The 15,412-nt window shown below is 70.1% G+C and carries 16 protein-coding genes; 8 read left to right on the top strand and 8 right to left on the bottom strand.

Annotation, left to right across the window (positions count from 1 at the left end; genetic code table 11):
• Window positions 1-4: 4 nt before the first annotated feature.
• The 6 genes from pcaG to GT007_RS01000 are packed head-to-tail and all read right to left on the bottom strand — an operon-like array spanning window position 5 to window position 5,153.
• Window positions 5-544, bottom strand: a complete 540-nt coding sequence (gene pcaG, locus GT007_RS01025) for a protocatechuate 3,4-dioxygenase subunit alpha (RefSeq protein WP_160119700.1) — start codon at window positions 542-544, stop codon at window positions 5-7.
• On the bottom strand, window positions 541-1,233 hold the full coding sequence (gene pcaH, locus GT007_RS01020) for a protocatechuate 3,4-dioxygenase subunit beta (protein WP_236571425.1): 693 nt from the start codon (window positions 1,231-1,233) through the stop codon (window positions 541-543). Before pcaH ends, pcaG begins: the two co-directional genes overlap by 4 nt.
• Window positions 1,230-2,363 (bottom strand): bifunctional 3-oxoadipate enol-lactonase/4-carboxymuconolactone decarboxylase PcaDC, encoded by a 1,134-nt coding sequence (gene pcaDC, locus GT007_RS01015; protein ID WP_236571424.1) that lies wholly within the window; start codon window positions 2,361-2,363, stop codon window positions 1,230-1,232. Before pcaDC ends, pcaH begins: the two co-directional genes overlap by 4 nt.
• Window positions 2,351-3,673, bottom strand: a complete 1,323-nt coding sequence (locus GT007_RS01010; RefSeq protein WP_160119699.1) for a TRAP transporter large permease — start codon at window positions 3,671-3,673, stop codon at window positions 2,351-2,353. Before GT007_RS01010 ends, pcaDC begins: the two co-directional genes overlap by 13 nt.
• Window positions 3,673-4,128, bottom strand: coding sequence for a TRAP transporter small permease (locus GT007_RS01005; RefSeq protein ID WP_160119698.1), 456 nt, complete (start codon window positions 4,126-4,128; stop codon window positions 3,673-3,675). Before GT007_RS01005 ends, GT007_RS01010 begins: the two co-directional genes overlap by 1 nt.
• The gene (locus tag GT007_RS01000) at window positions 4,128-5,153 is read right to left on the bottom strand and encodes a TRAP transporter substrate-binding protein (protein ID WP_236571423.1); all 1,026 of its coding nucleotides are present in this window, start codon (window positions 5,151-5,153) and stop codon (window positions 4,128-4,130) included. Before GT007_RS01000 ends, GT007_RS01005 begins: the two co-directional genes overlap by 1 nt.
• A gap of 148 nt (window positions 5,154-5,301) precedes the next feature.
• On the opposite strand from GT007_RS01000, the gene GT007_RS00995 reads away from it, so the two are divergent.
• From GT007_RS00995 to GT007_RS00970, 6 genes are all read left to right on the top strand, one after another.
• Window positions 5,302-6,462 carry a lactonase family protein gene (locus GT007_RS00995; protein ID WP_160119696.1) on the top strand — a complete coding sequence of 387 codons (1,161 nt, stop codon included), beginning with the start codon at window positions 5,302-5,304 and terminating at the stop codon, window positions 6,460-6,462.
• Window positions 6,463-6,582: 120 nt separating this feature from the next.
• The gene (locus GT007_RS00990) at window positions 6,583-8,052 is read left to right on the top strand and encodes an N-acyl-D-amino-acid deacylase family protein (protein ID WP_160119695.1); all 1,470 of its coding nucleotides are present in this window, start codon (window positions 6,583-6,585) and stop codon (window positions 8,050-8,052) included.
• Window positions 8,052-8,486: a hypothetical protein gene (locus GT007_RS00985; RefSeq protein WP_160119694.1), complete on the top strand. Its 435-nt coding sequence runs from the start codon at window positions 8,052-8,054 to the stop codon at window positions 8,484-8,486. Before GT007_RS00990 ends, GT007_RS00985 begins: the two co-directional genes overlap by 1 nt.
• Before the next feature lie 233 nt (window positions 8,487-8,719).
• Complete coding sequence (locus GT007_RS00980; protein WP_160119693.1) at window positions 8,720-9,166, top strand: hypothetical protein; 447 nt, start codon at window positions 8,720-8,722, stop codon at window positions 9,164-9,166.
• A gap of 28 nt (window positions 9,167-9,194) precedes the next feature.
• Window positions 9,195-9,611, top strand: a complete 417-nt coding sequence (locus tag GT007_RS00975; RefSeq protein WP_160119692.1) for a hypothetical protein — start codon at window positions 9,195-9,197, stop codon at window positions 9,609-9,611.
• A 156-nt stretch (window positions 9,612-9,767) separates the two neighbouring features.
• Window positions 9,768-11,387, top strand: a complete 1,620-nt coding sequence (locus tag GT007_RS00970; RefSeq protein WP_160119691.1) for a thiamine pyrophosphate-binding protein — start codon at window positions 9,768-9,770, stop codon at window positions 11,385-11,387.
• A 4-nt stretch (window positions 11,388-11,391) separates the two neighbouring features.
• On the opposite strand, the gene gmd is transcribed toward GT007_RS00970, so the two are convergent.
• The gene (gene gmd, locus GT007_RS00965; RefSeq protein WP_160119690.1) at window positions 11,392-12,372 is read right to left on the bottom strand and encodes a GDP-mannose 4,6-dehydratase; all 981 of its coding nucleotides are present in this window, start codon (window positions 12,370-12,372) and stop codon (window positions 11,392-11,394) included.
• A 154-nt stretch (window positions 12,373-12,526) separates the two neighbouring features.
• Between gmd and GT007_RS00960 the strand changes: the two genes are divergently transcribed.
• The gene (locus tag GT007_RS00960) at window positions 12,527-12,886 is read left to right on the top strand and encodes a response regulator (protein ID WP_160119689.1); all 360 of its coding nucleotides are present in this window, start codon (window positions 12,527-12,529) and stop codon (window positions 12,884-12,886) included.
• On the opposite strand, the gene GT007_RS00955 is transcribed toward GT007_RS00960, so the two are convergent.
• The gene (locus GT007_RS00955) at window positions 12,883-14,682 is read right to left on the bottom strand and encodes a PHA/PHB synthase family protein (protein WP_236571422.1); all 1,800 of its coding nucleotides are present in this window, start codon (window positions 14,680-14,682) and stop codon (window positions 12,883-12,885) included. The genes GT007_RS00960 and GT007_RS00955 overlap by 4 nt on opposite strands.
• 172 nt (window positions 14,683-14,854) lie before the next feature.
• Here GT007_RS00955 and GT007_RS00950 point away from each other — a divergent pair, with 172 nt between their 5' ends.
• Entirely contained in the window at window positions 14,855-15,352 is a 498-nt protein-coding gene (locus GT007_RS00950; protein ID WP_160119688.1) for a hypothetical protein, read from the top strand.
• Window positions 15,353-15,412 lie beyond the last annotated feature (60 nt).

Raw genomic sequence — 15,412 nt, 5'->3', positions numbered from 1 at the left:
GCGGTCAGATATCCAGGAAAACGGTTTCGTCGGCGCCTTGCAGGCGGATGTCGAGGTTCCAGTGGCCGGGCGCCACGGGCTGGGCCAGCAGCGTGCCGCGCCGGGCCTCCGGCACCAGGGCCAGGATGGGGTCGGCCTCGTTCAGCGGCTCGGCCGCGAAATAGGCGCGGGTGGTCAGGTGGTGCATCAGCCCGCGCGCGAAGATGGCCAGCGTGATGTGCGGGGCCTGCAGGGAATTGCCCGGCCCTGGCACCGGCCCGGGCTTCAGGGTTGCGAAGCGGAAACGCCCCGCCTCATCGGTGGCGCAGCGGCCGAAGCCGTGGAAGCCGGCCTCATAGGCGCCATCGGGGCCGGCCTGCCACAGCTCGATCATCGCATCGGCGCAGGGGGCGCCGTCGCCGTCGGTGACGGTGCCGGTCAGGATGATGCGCTCACCGGCCACGCCCGCATTGGGGCCGCCCGCGCGCGTCAGGTCCGCCCATTCGGGGAAGTCGATCAGGTGCCAATATGGGCCAGCGGTCTGGGAAGCGGTGGGCAGGCTCACGTCGGGTTCTCCATCGGCGTGGCCAGCCGCCCGCGCAGCACCATGTCGAAGCGATAGCCCAGCGCGTATTCGGGCTTGGTCACATCCAGGTCGAACTTGGCGATCAACCGTTCCCGCGCACCGGCGGGCACGCCCTGATAGATCGGGTCCAGCTCCAGCAGCGGGTCGCCGGGGAAATACATCTGGGTGATCAGCCGCTGCGCGAAGCCCGCGCCATGCAGGCCGAAATGCACATGCACCGGCCGCCAGGCATTGTGGTGGTTGCGCCAGGGATAGGCGCCGGGGCGGATGGTGGTCAGCGACCAATGGCCCTCGGCATCCGTGAACACCCGCGCCTGGCCGGAGAAGTTGGGGTCCAGCGGCGCGTCATGCTGGTCGCGCGCATGGTGGTAGCGCCCGGCGGCATTGGCCTGCCAGACCTCCAGCATCACGCCGGGCTGGGGGCGGCCATCCTCGTCGGTGATGCGCCCGGCCAGGATGATGCGCTCGCCCATCGCCGCCCGCCCATTGTGGCGGGACATGTCGGCATGGGCCGGATAGGCGGCCGGGGTGAAGCGGGGCGCCGAGGTCTCCGTCAGCGTGTGCGGGATGCGCACGGGCGGCTGGTCCGGGTGGCGCTTGTGGGTGCTGCCGTAGCTCGGCAGGTCCATGGGCGGGAAGGCGCCCGCGGGGATCGGGGGATAGCTCAACCGAGGATCTCCTTCACGATCTTCAGCGCGTGGTTGCCGCGCGGAATGCCGGCGTAGCTGGCGACATGCAGCATGGCCTCGGCCACTTCCTCCCGCGAGACGCCGGTGTTGGCGGTGGCGCGGATATGAAGGCGGAATTCCTCATCCAGGCCAAGGGCCGCCAGCATGGTCAGGGTGATCAGGCTGCGCTGGTGGCGCGATAGCCCCGGCCGCGTCCAGACCCGGCCCCAGACGCCTTCCAGGATCAGCTCGCGGAAGGGCAAGTCGAGTTCGGTCATCCCCGCCTCGGAGCGATCAACATGCGCGTCGCCCAGCACGGCGCGGCGCACGGCCATGCCGGCCTCCGGCCCCTTGGGCGCCAGCGCGGTCAGATGCGCCAGCAGCGCGCGGTTCATGGCGTCCGCGCGTTCCAGATTGGGGATGTGCGCGGCACCCTCGATCAGCACCAGCGAGGCGCCGGGGATATGGGCCACGATCTCCTCGCTGCGGGCCGGCGGGGTGGAGGGGTCCTGCTCGCCGCAGATCACGGTGGTGGGGGCGTGGATGGGGCCGGGCACCGCGCAATCCCGCAGGGCGGCGGCGCAGCCGGCATAGCCGCGCGGGTCGGTGCGGGCCACCATCGCCCGCAGCCCGGCGGTGGAGGGCAGGGACTGGTCCACCGCCCAATTCGCCACCACGGCATCGACGATGGGGGCCATGCCTTCGGCCAGCACCGTCTCGATGCGGCCCGCCCAGCGGCTGGGCGGCTGGAAATCCAGCGCGGTGTCGCACAGCATCAGGGACAGCACGCGGCCGGGCGCGGTGCTGGCCATTTCCATGGCGATGCGCCCGCCGATGGAAACGCCGGCCACATGCGCGGCCCCGATGCCCAGCGCGTCCAGCACGCCCAGCGCGTCGGCGGCCAGCCCGGCCATGCTGTATTCGCCGGGCCGCGCCTGCGACAGGCCATGGCCCGGCAGGTCCATCGCGATCACGCGGTGGGTGCGGCTGAGCAAGGCGATCTGCGGCGCCCACATGGCGGTGGCCGCCCCCAGGCTGTGGATCAGCAGCAGCGGCACCCCGCCGGGCGGGCCGGCTTCCTCCACATGCAGCACGGCACCGTTCACGGGCAGGAAGGTCACGTCAGCCACCTCACGAGCATCAGGGAGAGGGAAGGGAATGCCAGCACCAGGACCAGCCGCAAGAGGTCCATCGCCAGAAAGGGCAGAACCCCCCGATAGGTGGAGGCGATCGGCACGTTCCGCGCGATGGCCGAGACGACGAATACGTTCAGCCCGATGGGCGGCGCCGTCAGCCCCACGCCGACCACCACCAGCACCAGCATGCCGAACCAGATGGCCAGTTCCTCAGGCGGCAGGCCGAAATCGAGCGCGGTGATAACCGGGAAGAACACCGGCAGGGTCAGCAGGATCATCGCCAGCTCATCCATCACCGCGCCCAGCACCAGATAGGTCACCAGCAGCGCCACCATCACGCCATAGGGAGAAAATCCCTGCTCCGTGACCCACAGCGCCAGCAGGTCCGGCGCCTGGCTGAGGGCGAGGAAGGCGTTGAACACCTCCGCCCCCAGCAGGATGGCGAAGATCATCGCTGTGGTCTCGGCGGTCGCGAGCAGCGCGGCGCGGATTTCGCCCGGCGGCAGGGTGCGGCGCGCGAGGCCGAGGGCCAGCACCAGCACGCAGCCGACGGCCGCCGATTCCGTGGGCGTGAACACCCCGCCATAGATGCCGCCCACCACCAGCAACGCGATGCCCAGCACCGGCAGCACGGCGCGCACCGCGTGGCGGCGCTCGGTGGCCGACAGCGGCGGGGCAGGGGGCGAGAGCGCCGGCTTCAGCCGCGTCGCGGCCCAGATGGCGAACAGGTAGAACAGCGTGGCGAGCAGCCCCGGGATCGCCGCCGCGATGAACAGCTTGGCGATGTTCTGCTCCGTGCTGATGGCATAGACCACCAGGATGACGGAGGGCGGGATCAGGATGCCCAGCGTGCCGCCCGCAGCGATAGTGGCGGTGGCGAAGCCGGGTGCGGTGCCGGTGCGCAGCAACTCCGGCAGGGCCGCGCGGGCGAAGGTGGCGGTGGTGGCCACCGACGACCCGCACACCGCCCCGAACGCCGCCGAGGCCGCGATGACCCCCATGGGCATGCCCCCCGGCCTGCGCCCCACCAACAATTGCGCCGCCGTGAACAGGTCCCGCGCCAGGCCGCCGCGCTCGGCCAGTGCGCCCATCAGGATGAACAGCGGAATGACGCTGAGCGTGTAGTTGGCGAACAGGTGCCAGGGCGTCTGCTTCAGGTAGTTCAGCAGCGCCGCCCAATCGAGGATATGCGCATAGCCCAGCGCCCCCACCACCAGCATGGCCAGCGCGATGGGGGCGCGCAGCGCGATCAGCCCCAGCAGCGCGCCGAACCCCCAGGCCGCGATGACGAACTCCGGCGCCATCAGCGGCGCGCCGGCAGGGCGAGCAGCGCCGACAGCGCGAAGCAGCCCGCCCCAAGCGCGATCGCCCAGCCATAGGGCACGCCGAGCAGCCCCATGCTGCGCGCGCCCTCCGCCATCGCCTCCGCCCCGCCGAGCGCCATGCGCCAGGCCAGCACGCCGAACACCGCCGCCCAGCACAGGCGCCAGAACCCATCGATCAGCGCGTTCAGCCGCGCGGGCAGGCGGGTGGTGAAGCTGTCCACCATGATATGCGCGCCGCGCGCCGTGCCCCAGGGCATGGCCCCCAGCACCGCGAGGCCCGCGGCCAGCGAGACCAGTTCCACATCGCCGCGCACCGGCTGGCTGGTCCACCAGCGCGACAGGCCGGAGACCACGGTGAGCGCCGAGGCCGCGATCAGTACCGCGCCGCCCGCCAGAGCCAACCCCAATGCCAGGCGACGTGCCAGGGCCTGCATCAGGCCGTGAACTCAGCCACCAGGGCGCGGGCGCGTTCCAGCAGGGCGGCGCCGTCGATGTTGCGTTCCCGCATCGCGCCCACCCAATTGTCGATCACGGGCTGGGTGGTCTGTTGCCAGCGCCGGGCTTCCTCGGCGGGCAGGGAGGAGATGGTGTTGCCGCGCCGGCGGGCCATCTCCGCCACTTTCGGGCCTTCGACATCCCAGGCGGGGGCGGCCATGCGGGCGGCGACCATGCCGCTGTTGGCGTCCAGGATGGCGCGCAGATCGGCCGGCAGCCCGGCGTATTTCGCCCGGTTCATCACCAGCAGCATGGTGGCGATGTAGAAGGTGGGGATGCTGTCGATCTCGGTGTGGAAGCGCGCGGCCTCATGCAGGCGGATGCTCGGCACGACTTCCCACGGGACCACCGCGCCGTCGATCACGCCCTGGGACAGTGCCTCCGGCACTTGCGGCACCGGCATGCCGACCGGGGCGGCGCCGAGGGCGCGCAGGGCCTCGCCCGCCTGGCGGGTGGGGAAGCGCAGGCGCAGCCCCTGCAGGTCCTCCATGCGCTTCACCTCCCGCTTGGCGTGGATCACGCCCGCGTCGTGGCCCCAGGCGGCGATGACATGGGTATCGCGCAGTTCCTCGGCGGCGGGGCCTTCGGAGAATTTCTGCACCGCCTGCACATTCACCGCCGCGCGCGGGTGGGCGACGAAGGGCAGCTCGAAGGCCTCCAGCCGGGGGAAGCGGCCGGGGGTATAGCCGGGCAGGGTCCAGGCGATATCCACCACGCCGTCGCGCGCCTGATCGTACAGCTGCGGCGGCGCGCCGCCCAACTGCATGGCCGGGAAGATCTGCACCCTGAGGCGGTTCTGCGAATCGGCAGCCACCTTCTGCGCCCAGGGCTGCAGGAAATGGCGGTGCACGTTGGACACGGCGGGCAGGAAGTGATGCAGGCGCAAGGTCACCTGTTCCTGTCCCAGAGCAGAGACGGGCAGCAGGGCGGGGGCGGCAAGCAGCATCATGCTGCGGCGCGACATGATCATGGTGCGTTTCTCCCGGTTCGTTGGCGCTAGGTGTGCCCCGTCGCGCCGTGCCGCTCAAGCGCTTATCCGGCCATTGCGCGCGCCGCCCGCCGGGTGAATGCTGCCCGCATGGGGCACCAGACCCCGCCAAAGGGAGAGAGACATGCGAGCCATGATGGGGGCGGCGCTGCTGGCGCTGTGCTCGGGCGCCGCCACGGCGCAGATCGCCGTATCGGCCGGCGACAACAAATCCAGGCTGGAGAATGGCGTGGCCATCACGGTGCGCGACCCCGCACCCGATGTGCTGACCGTGCTGGACTTGGGCAGCATGCCGCCGCGCGTGCTGGGCGAGGTGCGGGTGCCGGCCTCTGTGGTCGGGCCGCCCAATTCCGTGGCGATCACGCCCGACGGCACGCGCGCGATCGTGCCCGCCAACCAGCGGGTGGACCCGGCCAACCCGGCGCGCACCATCAACGGCACCACCCTGAGCGTGGTGGACCTGACCGCCCGCCCGCCCGTGGTGGTGCAGAGCCTGGAGGATGTGCCCGCGGGCCCCGCCGGCGTCTCGGTGAACCGGGCGGGCACCCATGCGCTGGTGGCCCATCGCGGGGCGGGCAGTGTCTCCCTGTGGCGGATCGCGGGCGGGCGGCTGGAACATGCCGCGACGCTGGAGGTGGGCAACGCGGCCTCGCTGGTGTCCTCGGCGGTGTTCACGCCCGATGGGCGGCACGCGCTGGTCACGCGCTACGGCGATAGCATCCTGACCGTGATCGCCATCGAGGGCGACACGCTGCGTCGCGCGGGGCGGGACATCTCGGCGGGCATCAACCCCTATGGGCTGGTGATGGCGCCCGATGGGCGCACGGCGGTGGTGGCCAATATCGGGCGCGGCGGCGGCGATGTGGACACCGTCTCCGTCATCGACCTGACCGGGGCGGTGAATGCCTGGCGCGTGGTGGAAACCCAGAGCGTGGGTCAGACGCCGGAAGGCATCGCCATCTCGGCCGATGGGCGCAGCGTGGCGGTCACGGTGATGAACGGGTCCAACAAGCCGGCCGGCAGCCCCTTCCTGGGCGAGGGCCAGGTGCAGCTGTGGCGGCTTGCAGCGCCGGGGCAATCGCCGCGCCTGCGCCGCATCGCCGTGGCCCAGGTGGGGCATTGGTCCCAGGGGGCTGGCTTTTCCGCCGATGGCCGCAGGTTGATCGTGCAGAACATGGTCGAGCGCGACCTGTCCCTGTTCCGCATCCAGGAGGGGCGGCTGGTGCCCGCGGGGCGGCTGCCGCTGCCGGCCTCGCCCGCCGCGCTGGCGGTGCTGGCGCGATAGCAGGCAGGGAAAATGGGCGGGGGTGTGCTTTGCGCCCCTGCCACCCTTTCCGCGCGGGGCCCATGGGGCCATGCTCCGGCCCTCTGATTCCCACCCCCTCCGATCTCCAGGGATACCGGCATGAGCTTCCGCTGCGACCTCATCATCCGCGACGCCACCATCTTCGACGGCACGGGCGCGCCCCGCTTCCAGGGCGATGTGGCGGTGAACAACGACCGCATCGTGGCGGTGGGCGATCTGGGCGGCGCGGCCGGGCAGGAGGAAGTGGACGCCAAGGGCCAAGCCCTGGCCCCGGGCTTCATCGACGCGCACACCCATGACGACCGCGCCGTGCTCTGCGGCCCGGCCTGCATGCATTGCAAGGTCAGCCAGGGCGTCACCACCGTGGTGGTGGGCAATTGCGGCATCTCGCTGGCGCCGCTGCGCCTGGCCAAGCGCCCGCCGCCGCCGATGGACCTGCTGGGCGACGAAAGCTGGTTCCACTACGACAGCTTCGCCGAATACGCCGAGGCGCTGGAAAAGACCCCCACCAACGTGAACACGGTGGCCTTCTGCGGCCACATGTCCCTGCGGGTGGAAGCCATGGAGGGCGACGTGTACCGCGCCGCCACCGACCGCGAGATCGCCCACATGCAGAAGCGCCTGCGCGGCGCCCTGCAGGAGGGGGCCACCGGCTTCTCAACCGGCCTGTACTACCCGCCCAACAACCCGGCGCCGACGCAGGAGGTGATCGCGGTGGGCGAGGCGCTGCGCGATGTCGGCGGCATCTACATGACGCACATGCGCGATGAGGCCGACCACGTGCTGGACAGCATCCGCGAGACGCTGCGCATCGGCCGCGAGGTGGGCGTGGACAAGCCCGTCGAGGTCATCATCAGCCACCACAAATGCTCGATGCCCGAGAATTTCGGCCGCTCGCGCGAAACGCTGGCGCTGATGGACAGCATGGCCCAGGACCAGCCGGTGGCCTTCGACGTGTATCCCTACCCGGCGGGCTCCACCGTGCTGATGCCGGACAAGCTGCGCCAGGACACGCCGGTGATCGTCACCTGGTCCGTCCCGCACCCGGAGATGAGCGGGCGGAACCTGGATGACGTGGCGCGCGACTGGGGCATGACGCGCCGGGCCGCGGCCGAGAAGCTGCTGCCCGCCGGCGCCATCACCTTCCAGATGGATGAGGCCGATGTGCGCCGCATCATGAAGCACCCGCGCAGCATGATCGGCAGCGACGGCCTGCCACACGATGATTTCCCGCACCCGCGCCTGTGGGGCACCTTCCCGCGCGTGCTGGGGCATTACGCGCGAGAATTGCAGCTGTTCAGCCTGGAAACCGCCGTCCACAAGATGACCGGGCGCACGGCGGCCGTGTTCGGCCTGCCGGACCGTGGCGTGATCCGCCCCGGCGGCTTCGCCGATCTGGTGCTGTTCGACCCCGCCACGGTGGCGGACCGCGCGACCTTCGAGGACCCGAAGCAGCCCTCCGCCGGCATCAACCGCGTCTGGGCGAATGGCGAGACGACCTATACCGCCGCCGGGCTGACCGGCGCCGCCCCGGGCCGCTTCATCCGCAACCCGAGGAAGGCGGCCTGATGGCCGATGTGCCGGGCGACACCGCGCCCTCCCGGGGTTCGCGCTACCAGCCCGGCACGCTGAGGCGGGCAGGGCTGTTCGCCCTGATGCTGCTGATCGTGCTGGCCTTCGTGGCCCGCATGCTGACGCCCAGCGCCACCCGCTCCCCGCTGGAGGAACTCGCCCGCCGGGGTGAGCGCCAGGGGGCGGAGACGCTGCGGCTGGAATTGCTGGAATTGTCGCCGGTCGGCGCCGATCCGGGGCCGGCGGTGCAGCGGCTGGTCTCCATGGGCTTTTCCTGCGTGGCGCCCTCCGAGGCGCGGGGCAATTGGGCCTGCCTGGCCCGCCTGCCAGACCGCGATCGGCGCATTATTTCCATCGAGGCCGCCATCGCGACCGAAGGTAGCGTGGTGCGCCAGATCACCACGCGGATGAGCATCCAGACACCGCGCTGACACACTGATTGAATAAAATCAGTGCCTTGTGCGGCTTTGTCGCCGCACAGGGGCCGTGGCGGCGACAATCCCCACGACATGCATGACATGAATCACGACATGGTGATCGTGCTTCACGACACGGTGAGCGCCGCAGGGACACGCCCCGACAACACCCGACACCCTGCCAGACACGCCAGTTGTTAATTCTCCCTTACCGCGAATGGTCGCGGCTCATGGACTGGGGAGATACCATGATGAGGATTTCCATCGACACGCTGCGGACCTTCCGCAACGCCTGCTTCGCCGCCGCGATGATGTTCTCGGGGCTGGCGGGCTACGCCTCTCTCACCGGCGGCCTGGAGCCGCTGCGGATCGAGCCCGAGGCCAAGCGCTTCATGTCCACCGGCCTGTCCAACACCGAGACGCGGCTGGTGAGCGAGCTTTCGGCGCAGTTCCCGGCGGGCAGCGATGCCGGCGGGCTGCTCGCCCGCCTCACCCGCTCCGGCTTCGAATGCCAGGCGGATATCGAGGCCCCCGGTAACTATGCCTGCGTCTTCAACCGCCCGCTGTCCTTCCAGCGCGTCGCCCGGGTGACGGCGCTGGTGGAAACCGAGGGGGCGCATGTGCGCGGCCTCCGGCCCTCCGTCCGGGTGCAGCCCGCGCCACCGCCGCCGCACCTGCAATTCGCCTCGCTGTGAAGCGCCAGAACCAGGAAGGAAGTGACGCATGTTAAGACAAACGGACATCACCCACACGCTGAAGCTGGCGCTAACCGCGCTGGGTATCCTGTTCCTCGGCGTGTCCGTCTTCGCCTATGCCTGGGGCGGGCAGAGCCCCTGGCCGGTGCAGGCGCCCTTCGACCGCTATATCGAGATCGGCAGCCGCGCCGGCACCTGGCAGCTGGAACGTGACCTGGCCAGCGCCCATCCGCAGGGTTCGGACGCCGTGACGCTGCTCAGCCGGCTGCGCGCCTCGGGCATGGATTGCATGATCCAGCCCGGCACGGTCGAGCAATACGCCTGCACCTATCGCCAGCCGCGCGATTATCGCAGCGTGGCCGCGGTGGAAGTGGACATCACCACGCGCAATGGGGGGCGCGTGCTGGAAAGCATGACCCCGGCGGTCACTTCCTCGATCCGCTGATCCCGGTTCCGGCGCGCCTCTCCCCCCTACTACCCCAGGGCGCGTCGCTCACCCGGCCGGGCTTGGCCCGGCCGGGTGGAAATCAAGGCTTGCATGCATGGTCCGCATGGGTTGGGGGCTCGCCCGTTGCGCGGATCCAGGCCAGCATTGCCGGCAATGAGCACAAACACAGCCGCCGACCGGATCGTCCAGTTCCTCTCCCGCCAGGGCGTGCAACGCGCCTGGTGCGTGCCGGGGGAAAGCTATATCGCCCTGCTGCACGCGCTGCACCCGGACCAGAAGCAGGGGATCGACCTCGTGGTCTCCCGGCAGGAGGGCGGGGCCGCCTTCTCGGCCATGGCCGATGCCAAGCTCTCGGGCCTGCCCGGGGTGGTGCTGGTGTCTCGCGGGCCAGGGGCCTGCAACGCCGCCATCGGCCTGCACGCCGCCGAGCAGGACGCCGTGCCGCTGATCCTGCTGATCGGCCAGGTGGAGGCGAGGGACCTGCGCCGCCGCGCCTTCCAGGAAATCGACTATGGCCGCATGTTCGGCGGCATCGCGAAATGGGTGGGTGAGGCGCATGGGCCCGAGGAAGTGCCCGAGCTGATCGCCCGCGCCTGGGCCATGGCCATGCAGGGCGTGCCCGGCCCCGTGGTGCTGGTGCTGCCCGAGGAAGTGCTGGCCATGCCCTGCGCCGCCGAGGCGCCCGCCTGGCTTCCGCCCCTGCCCAGCCTGCCGGATACGGCCCCCATCGCCGCGGCCATCGCCGCCGCCGAGCGCCCCATCCTGCTGGCGGGCCATGGTTTCGAGGACGCGACCGGCGCCCGCCAGGCCGCGCTGCTGGCCTTCGCCGAGGCCTGGAACCTGCCGGTGGCCGTCAGCTTCCGCCGGCAATCGCTGTTTCCGAACGAGCACCCGCTATACGTGGGCGACCTGGGGCTGCGGAACCCGGACGCCCAGCGCGCCGCCTTCGCCGAGGCCGATCTGGTGATCGCGCTGGGCACGCGGCTGACGGATATCACCACCCAGGGCTACTCCTGGCCCGCGCCGAGGCAAAAACTGATCCATGTCTGCCCGGATGCCTCCTGGCTGAACTGGCGCTTCCCGGCGGATATCGCGGTCGCGGCCGAGGCGCACGCCCTGCTGGCAGCCATGCCGCCCGCCCCCGTTTGTGCTCCCCCTGGGCGTGCCGCCTGGAATGCCCGGCTGCGCGCCCTGCATGTGGCTGATTGCGGGGTGCCGCATGTGGACTGGCCCGACGGCCTGCCCTTCGCCGAGGTCGCGCAGCTGGTCGGCCGGGTGGCGGCGCCGGACGCGATCGTCAGCGTGGATGCGGGCAGTTTCGCCGCGCCCTTCTATCGCAAGGTGATGTGGAAGCCCGGGCAGCTGCTGCTGCCCAGCCAGTCGGGCGCCATGGGCTGCGGCATGCCGGGGGCGGTCGCGGCCGCGCTGCGCTTTCCGGGGCGGCAGGTGATCTGCGCGGTGGGCGATGGCGGGCTGCTGATGACCGGGCAGGAGCTGGCCGTGGCCCAGGCGCGCGGGGCGGCCATCAAGCTGATCGTCAGCGACAATGGCTCTTACGGCTCCATCCGCATTCATCAGGAGCGCGCGCATCCGGGTGCGGTCAGCGGCACGGATCTGTCCAACCCAGACATACCGGGCTGGTGCCGCGCCTTCGGCATGCCGGTGCTGGAGGTAAAGACCCGCGCCGATTATGGCGCGCTGGAAAAGGGGCTGGCCGCACCCGGCCCCTTCGCGGCGGTGGTGCGCAGCAGCCTCAGGGCGATCCTGCCCTGAGGGATCAGGCGCCGCGCGCCTTGTGGCGGGCCAGATCGGCCTCCACCATCTCGGCCACCATCTCCTCCAGGCTGGTGGTCGCCGCCCAGCCCAGCTTGCGCTGGGCCTTGCTGGCATCGCCCATCAGCACTTCCACCTCGGCCGGCCGCAGGAAGGTGGAATCGGTCTTCACATAGGCTTCCCAGTCCAGCCCGACATGGGCGAAGGCCATGCGGCAGAATTCGCGCACCGAGGTGGTGCGCCCGGTCGCCAGCACGTAGTCGTCCGCCTCGTCCTGCTGCAGCATCAGCCACATGCCCTGCACATAGTCGCGCGCGTGGCCCCAGTCGCGGGTGGCCTCCAGATTGCCCATGCGCAGCTCATCCGCCAGGCCCAGCTTGATGCGGGCCACGCCGTCCGTGATCTTGCGGGTCACGAACTCGATGCCGCGCAGCGGGCTTTCGTGGTTGAACAGGATGCCGCTGCTGGCATGCAGGCCGAAGCTCTCGCGGTAGTTCACCGTCAGCCAATGGGCGTACAGCTTGGCCACCGCATAGGGGCTGCGCGGGTAGAAGGGGGTGCTCTCGCTCTGCCGCGCTTCCTGGATCTTGCCGTACATCTCGGAGGATGAGGCCTGATAGAAGCGGGCCCCCGGCGCCACCAGGCGCACGGCCTCCAGCAGGTTGCCCGCGCCCATGGCGGTGACATTGCCGGTCAGCAGCGGCTGGTTCCAACTGGCCTTCACGAAGCTTTGCGCGCCGAGATTATACACCTCGTCCGGCTTCACCTCCTGCAAGGCCCGGATCAGGGAGGAGATATCGGTGAGGTTGCCGTCGATCAGGCGCACATCGTCCTGGATGCCGAGCCAGCGCAGGCGCTCCGCCACCACGTCGGAGGAGGCGGAACGGCGCAGCAGGCCATAGACCTCATAGCCGCGCTTCAACAGGAACTCGGACAGATAAGCACCATCCTGGCCAGTCACGCCCGTGATCAGTGCACGCTTCATCAGCGCGGAACCCCTTGTCTGCTGTGCTGTTTGTAACCCGGGGCTGCGCGCGCCGCCATCCCGCCGACCCTGACGTGGAATAGGCTCTCATGGATGCGTCTTTCCTGAACCGGGGGCCGCGCCTAGTGTCGCTCAGAAACGCCGGGAGCATGACATGGCACTGAATGAGATTCGTGTGCTGCTCGCCGAGGATGAGCCGCTGGTGGCCATGCTGCTGGAGGACGCGCTGACGGATGCTGGCGCCTGCGTGCTGGGCCCGGCCATGTCCCTGGCCCATGGGCTGGAACTGGCGGCCCAGGGGCCGGATGTGGCGCTGCTGGATCTGCGGCTGGGCCGCGAAAGTGCCGCCCCCATCGCCGATGCGCTGGCCGCGCTCGGCATTCCCTTCGCCATCATGAGCGGCGATGTGGGCGTCGATCCGCTGCCGCGGCACGGCCGGGTGCCGTCCCTGGCCAAGCCTTTCGAGCCCGACCAGGCCGTGCGGCTGCTGGCCCGGATGGTGGGCCGCGGTTAGTCCGTGGCCATCACCTTCACATAGCTGCCTGGCGCGTCCTCCAGCACTGCCAGCTTGCCGTCGCCGGGGATGCGGGCCGGGACCATCGTCTTGTCCTGCGCCATCATCCAGCGCTGCCAGTCCGGCCACCAGCTGCCGGCCAGCTCCGTGGCGCCGGCGAACCAGTCATCGGGGCTTTCCGGCAGTTCCTCGTTGATCCAGTGGCTGTACTTCCCGCCCTCCGGCGGGTTCACCACGCCCGCGATATGGCCCGAGGCCGCCAGCACGAAGCGCACCGGCCCGGAATAGACCTGGGTGGCGCGATAGGTGCTCTTCCACGGCGCGATGTGGTCTTCCCGCGTCGAGATCAGATAGCTCGGCACCTTGATCTTGCGCAGGTCGATCTTGGCGCCCAGCAATTCCACCCGGCCGTTGATCAGGTCATTGGCCTGGTACATGCGGCGCAGATAGAAGCTGTGCATCTTCGCCGGCATCCGGGTGCTGTCGTCGTTCCAGTACAGCAGGTCGAACGGGAAGGGGTCCTGGCCCAGCAGATAGTTGTTCACCACGAAGGACCAGATCAGGTCGTTGGCGCGCAGCATGTTGAAGGTCGTCGCCATCTCGCGGCCTTCCAGATAGCCGCGCTTGCTCATCTTCTCCTCGAGGCCCTGCAACTGTTCCTCGTCGATGAACACGCCCAGCTCGCCCGGCTGCTCGAAATCCGTCAGCGTCACGAAATAGGTGGCGGTCTTGATCCGGTTGTCGCGCTTGGTGGCCATGTAGGCCAGGGTGGTCGCCAGCAACGTTCCGCCCAGGCAATAGCCGATGGCGTTCACCTGGCGCTCGCCGGTCGCGGCCTCGATGGCGTCCAGCGCGGCCAGCACGCCTTCCTTCATGTAGTCGTCGAAGCCCTTTTCGGCGCAGCGCTCGTCCGGGTTCACCCAGCTGGCGCAGAACACGGTGTGGCCCTGTTCCACCGCCCAGCGGATGAAGCTGTTCTTCGGCCGCAGATCCAGGATGTAGAACTTGTTGATCCAGGGCGGAAAGATCACCAGCGGGCGCTTGAACACCTTCTCCGTGGTCGGCGAGTACTGGACCAGCTGCATCAGGTCGTTCTGGAACACGACCTTGCCGGGGGTGACGGCGATGTTCTCGCCCACCTTGAACTTGCTGTCATCGGTCATGCGGATGCGCAGCTTGCCCTTGCCGCGCTCCATGTCCGCCAGCAGGTTGGTCAGGCCCTTCAGCAGGTTGGCGCCGCCGGTCTCGGCGGTGCGGCGCAGCACCTCGGGGTTGGTCATCACGAAGTTGGACGGGCTCATCGCATCGACGAATTGCCGGGTGTAGAAATCCACCTTCTGCGCCGCCTTGGCGTCCAGCCCTTCCGCCCCATGCACCACATTGGTCACGTAGCGGCTGGTGAGCAGGTAGGATTGGCGGATGAAGTCGAACACCTCGTTCTCGCGCCAGGCGTCGTCCTTGAATCGGCGGTCGCCCTTGGCCTCGTCGATGACGGCCGGGGCCTCTCCGCCCAGCATGCGGCGGGCGGTGTTGGACCACAGGGTCAGGTAATCCTGCCAGAAGCCCAGCTGCGCCTGCACCAGCTGCGCCGGGTTGCTCATCAGTTTGGCCGTCATTTCCATGAAGGCCTGGCCGATGTTCAGCGGGTCCAGGCTGTTGGATTCCTCCGACTGCCGGCGCAGGAAATCGCCCACGATCCGCTGCCCGCGCTCGGCCACCTCGGCCATGGTGCGGGTGACCAGCGCGGGATCGGGCAGGTTGAAGTTCGGTCCATCCTGGCCGGGCTTATCGTTCATCGTGGCGTCCTCCGGGCGTGTGCTGCCCTTGCCGGTATCCATCGCGCGCTTTGCCCCCTTCCACCCGAAGCTCCCAGAGGGCAAAGACAGGCCTGAGAGCGAGGCGGATATGTCGGCATTGCTGGAATCGAAGGGTAGGAAGGGCAGGGGTGCCGCGCAAGCGTGGTGCGTGTTGCCGTTTTTGGTACTGGCCGCCTGCTCGGCCCAGCTTTCGCCCGGGCGCTTCGCGGGCGACCTGACCGGCAGCAGCCTGGAGGAGCGCCTGGCGCCCCCCGGCCTCGATCGCCCGCTGCCCAATCTGGCCTCGGTGCCAGAGCGCCCCGCGCGGCCCGACCCCGCCTATCGCAGCAGCCTGGAGACCTCCCTGCGGGCGGACCGCGAGGCCTCGGCCACGCCGCTGGCGCCGCGCACCGGGGCCAACGCCGCCTTCCCGGCCGAGGCGCCGGGCCGCCCGCCCATCCCCGGCGCGCCCCCGCCGCCGCCCGCCCTGGTGCGCGCGGACCCGGTGCCCTGGGTGGCGCCCGGCATCCCGCTGCCCGCCGGCACCGTCTCCGGCGGCACCGACCCCGGCGCGCCCGCCTTGCCCAGCCCCGGCGCCGTGCCCAGCCTGCCGACGCCCGACATGCTGGGCCCGGCCAGCGCGCCGCCGCCCGTGCCCTCGCTGCGCTGACCCCCGTATGGCCAACCCTTCACCCGGCCGCGTGATGGTCGCGCGGCCGCAAACCCGCTA

Source organism: Rhodovarius lipocyclicus (genome assembly GCF_009900765.1).
Classification (GTDB): domain Bacteria; phylum Pseudomonadota; class Alphaproteobacteria; order Acetobacterales; family Acetobacteraceae; genus Rhodovarius; species Rhodovarius lipocyclicus.
This window is presented reverse-complemented; position numbering and strand designations above follow the sequence as displayed.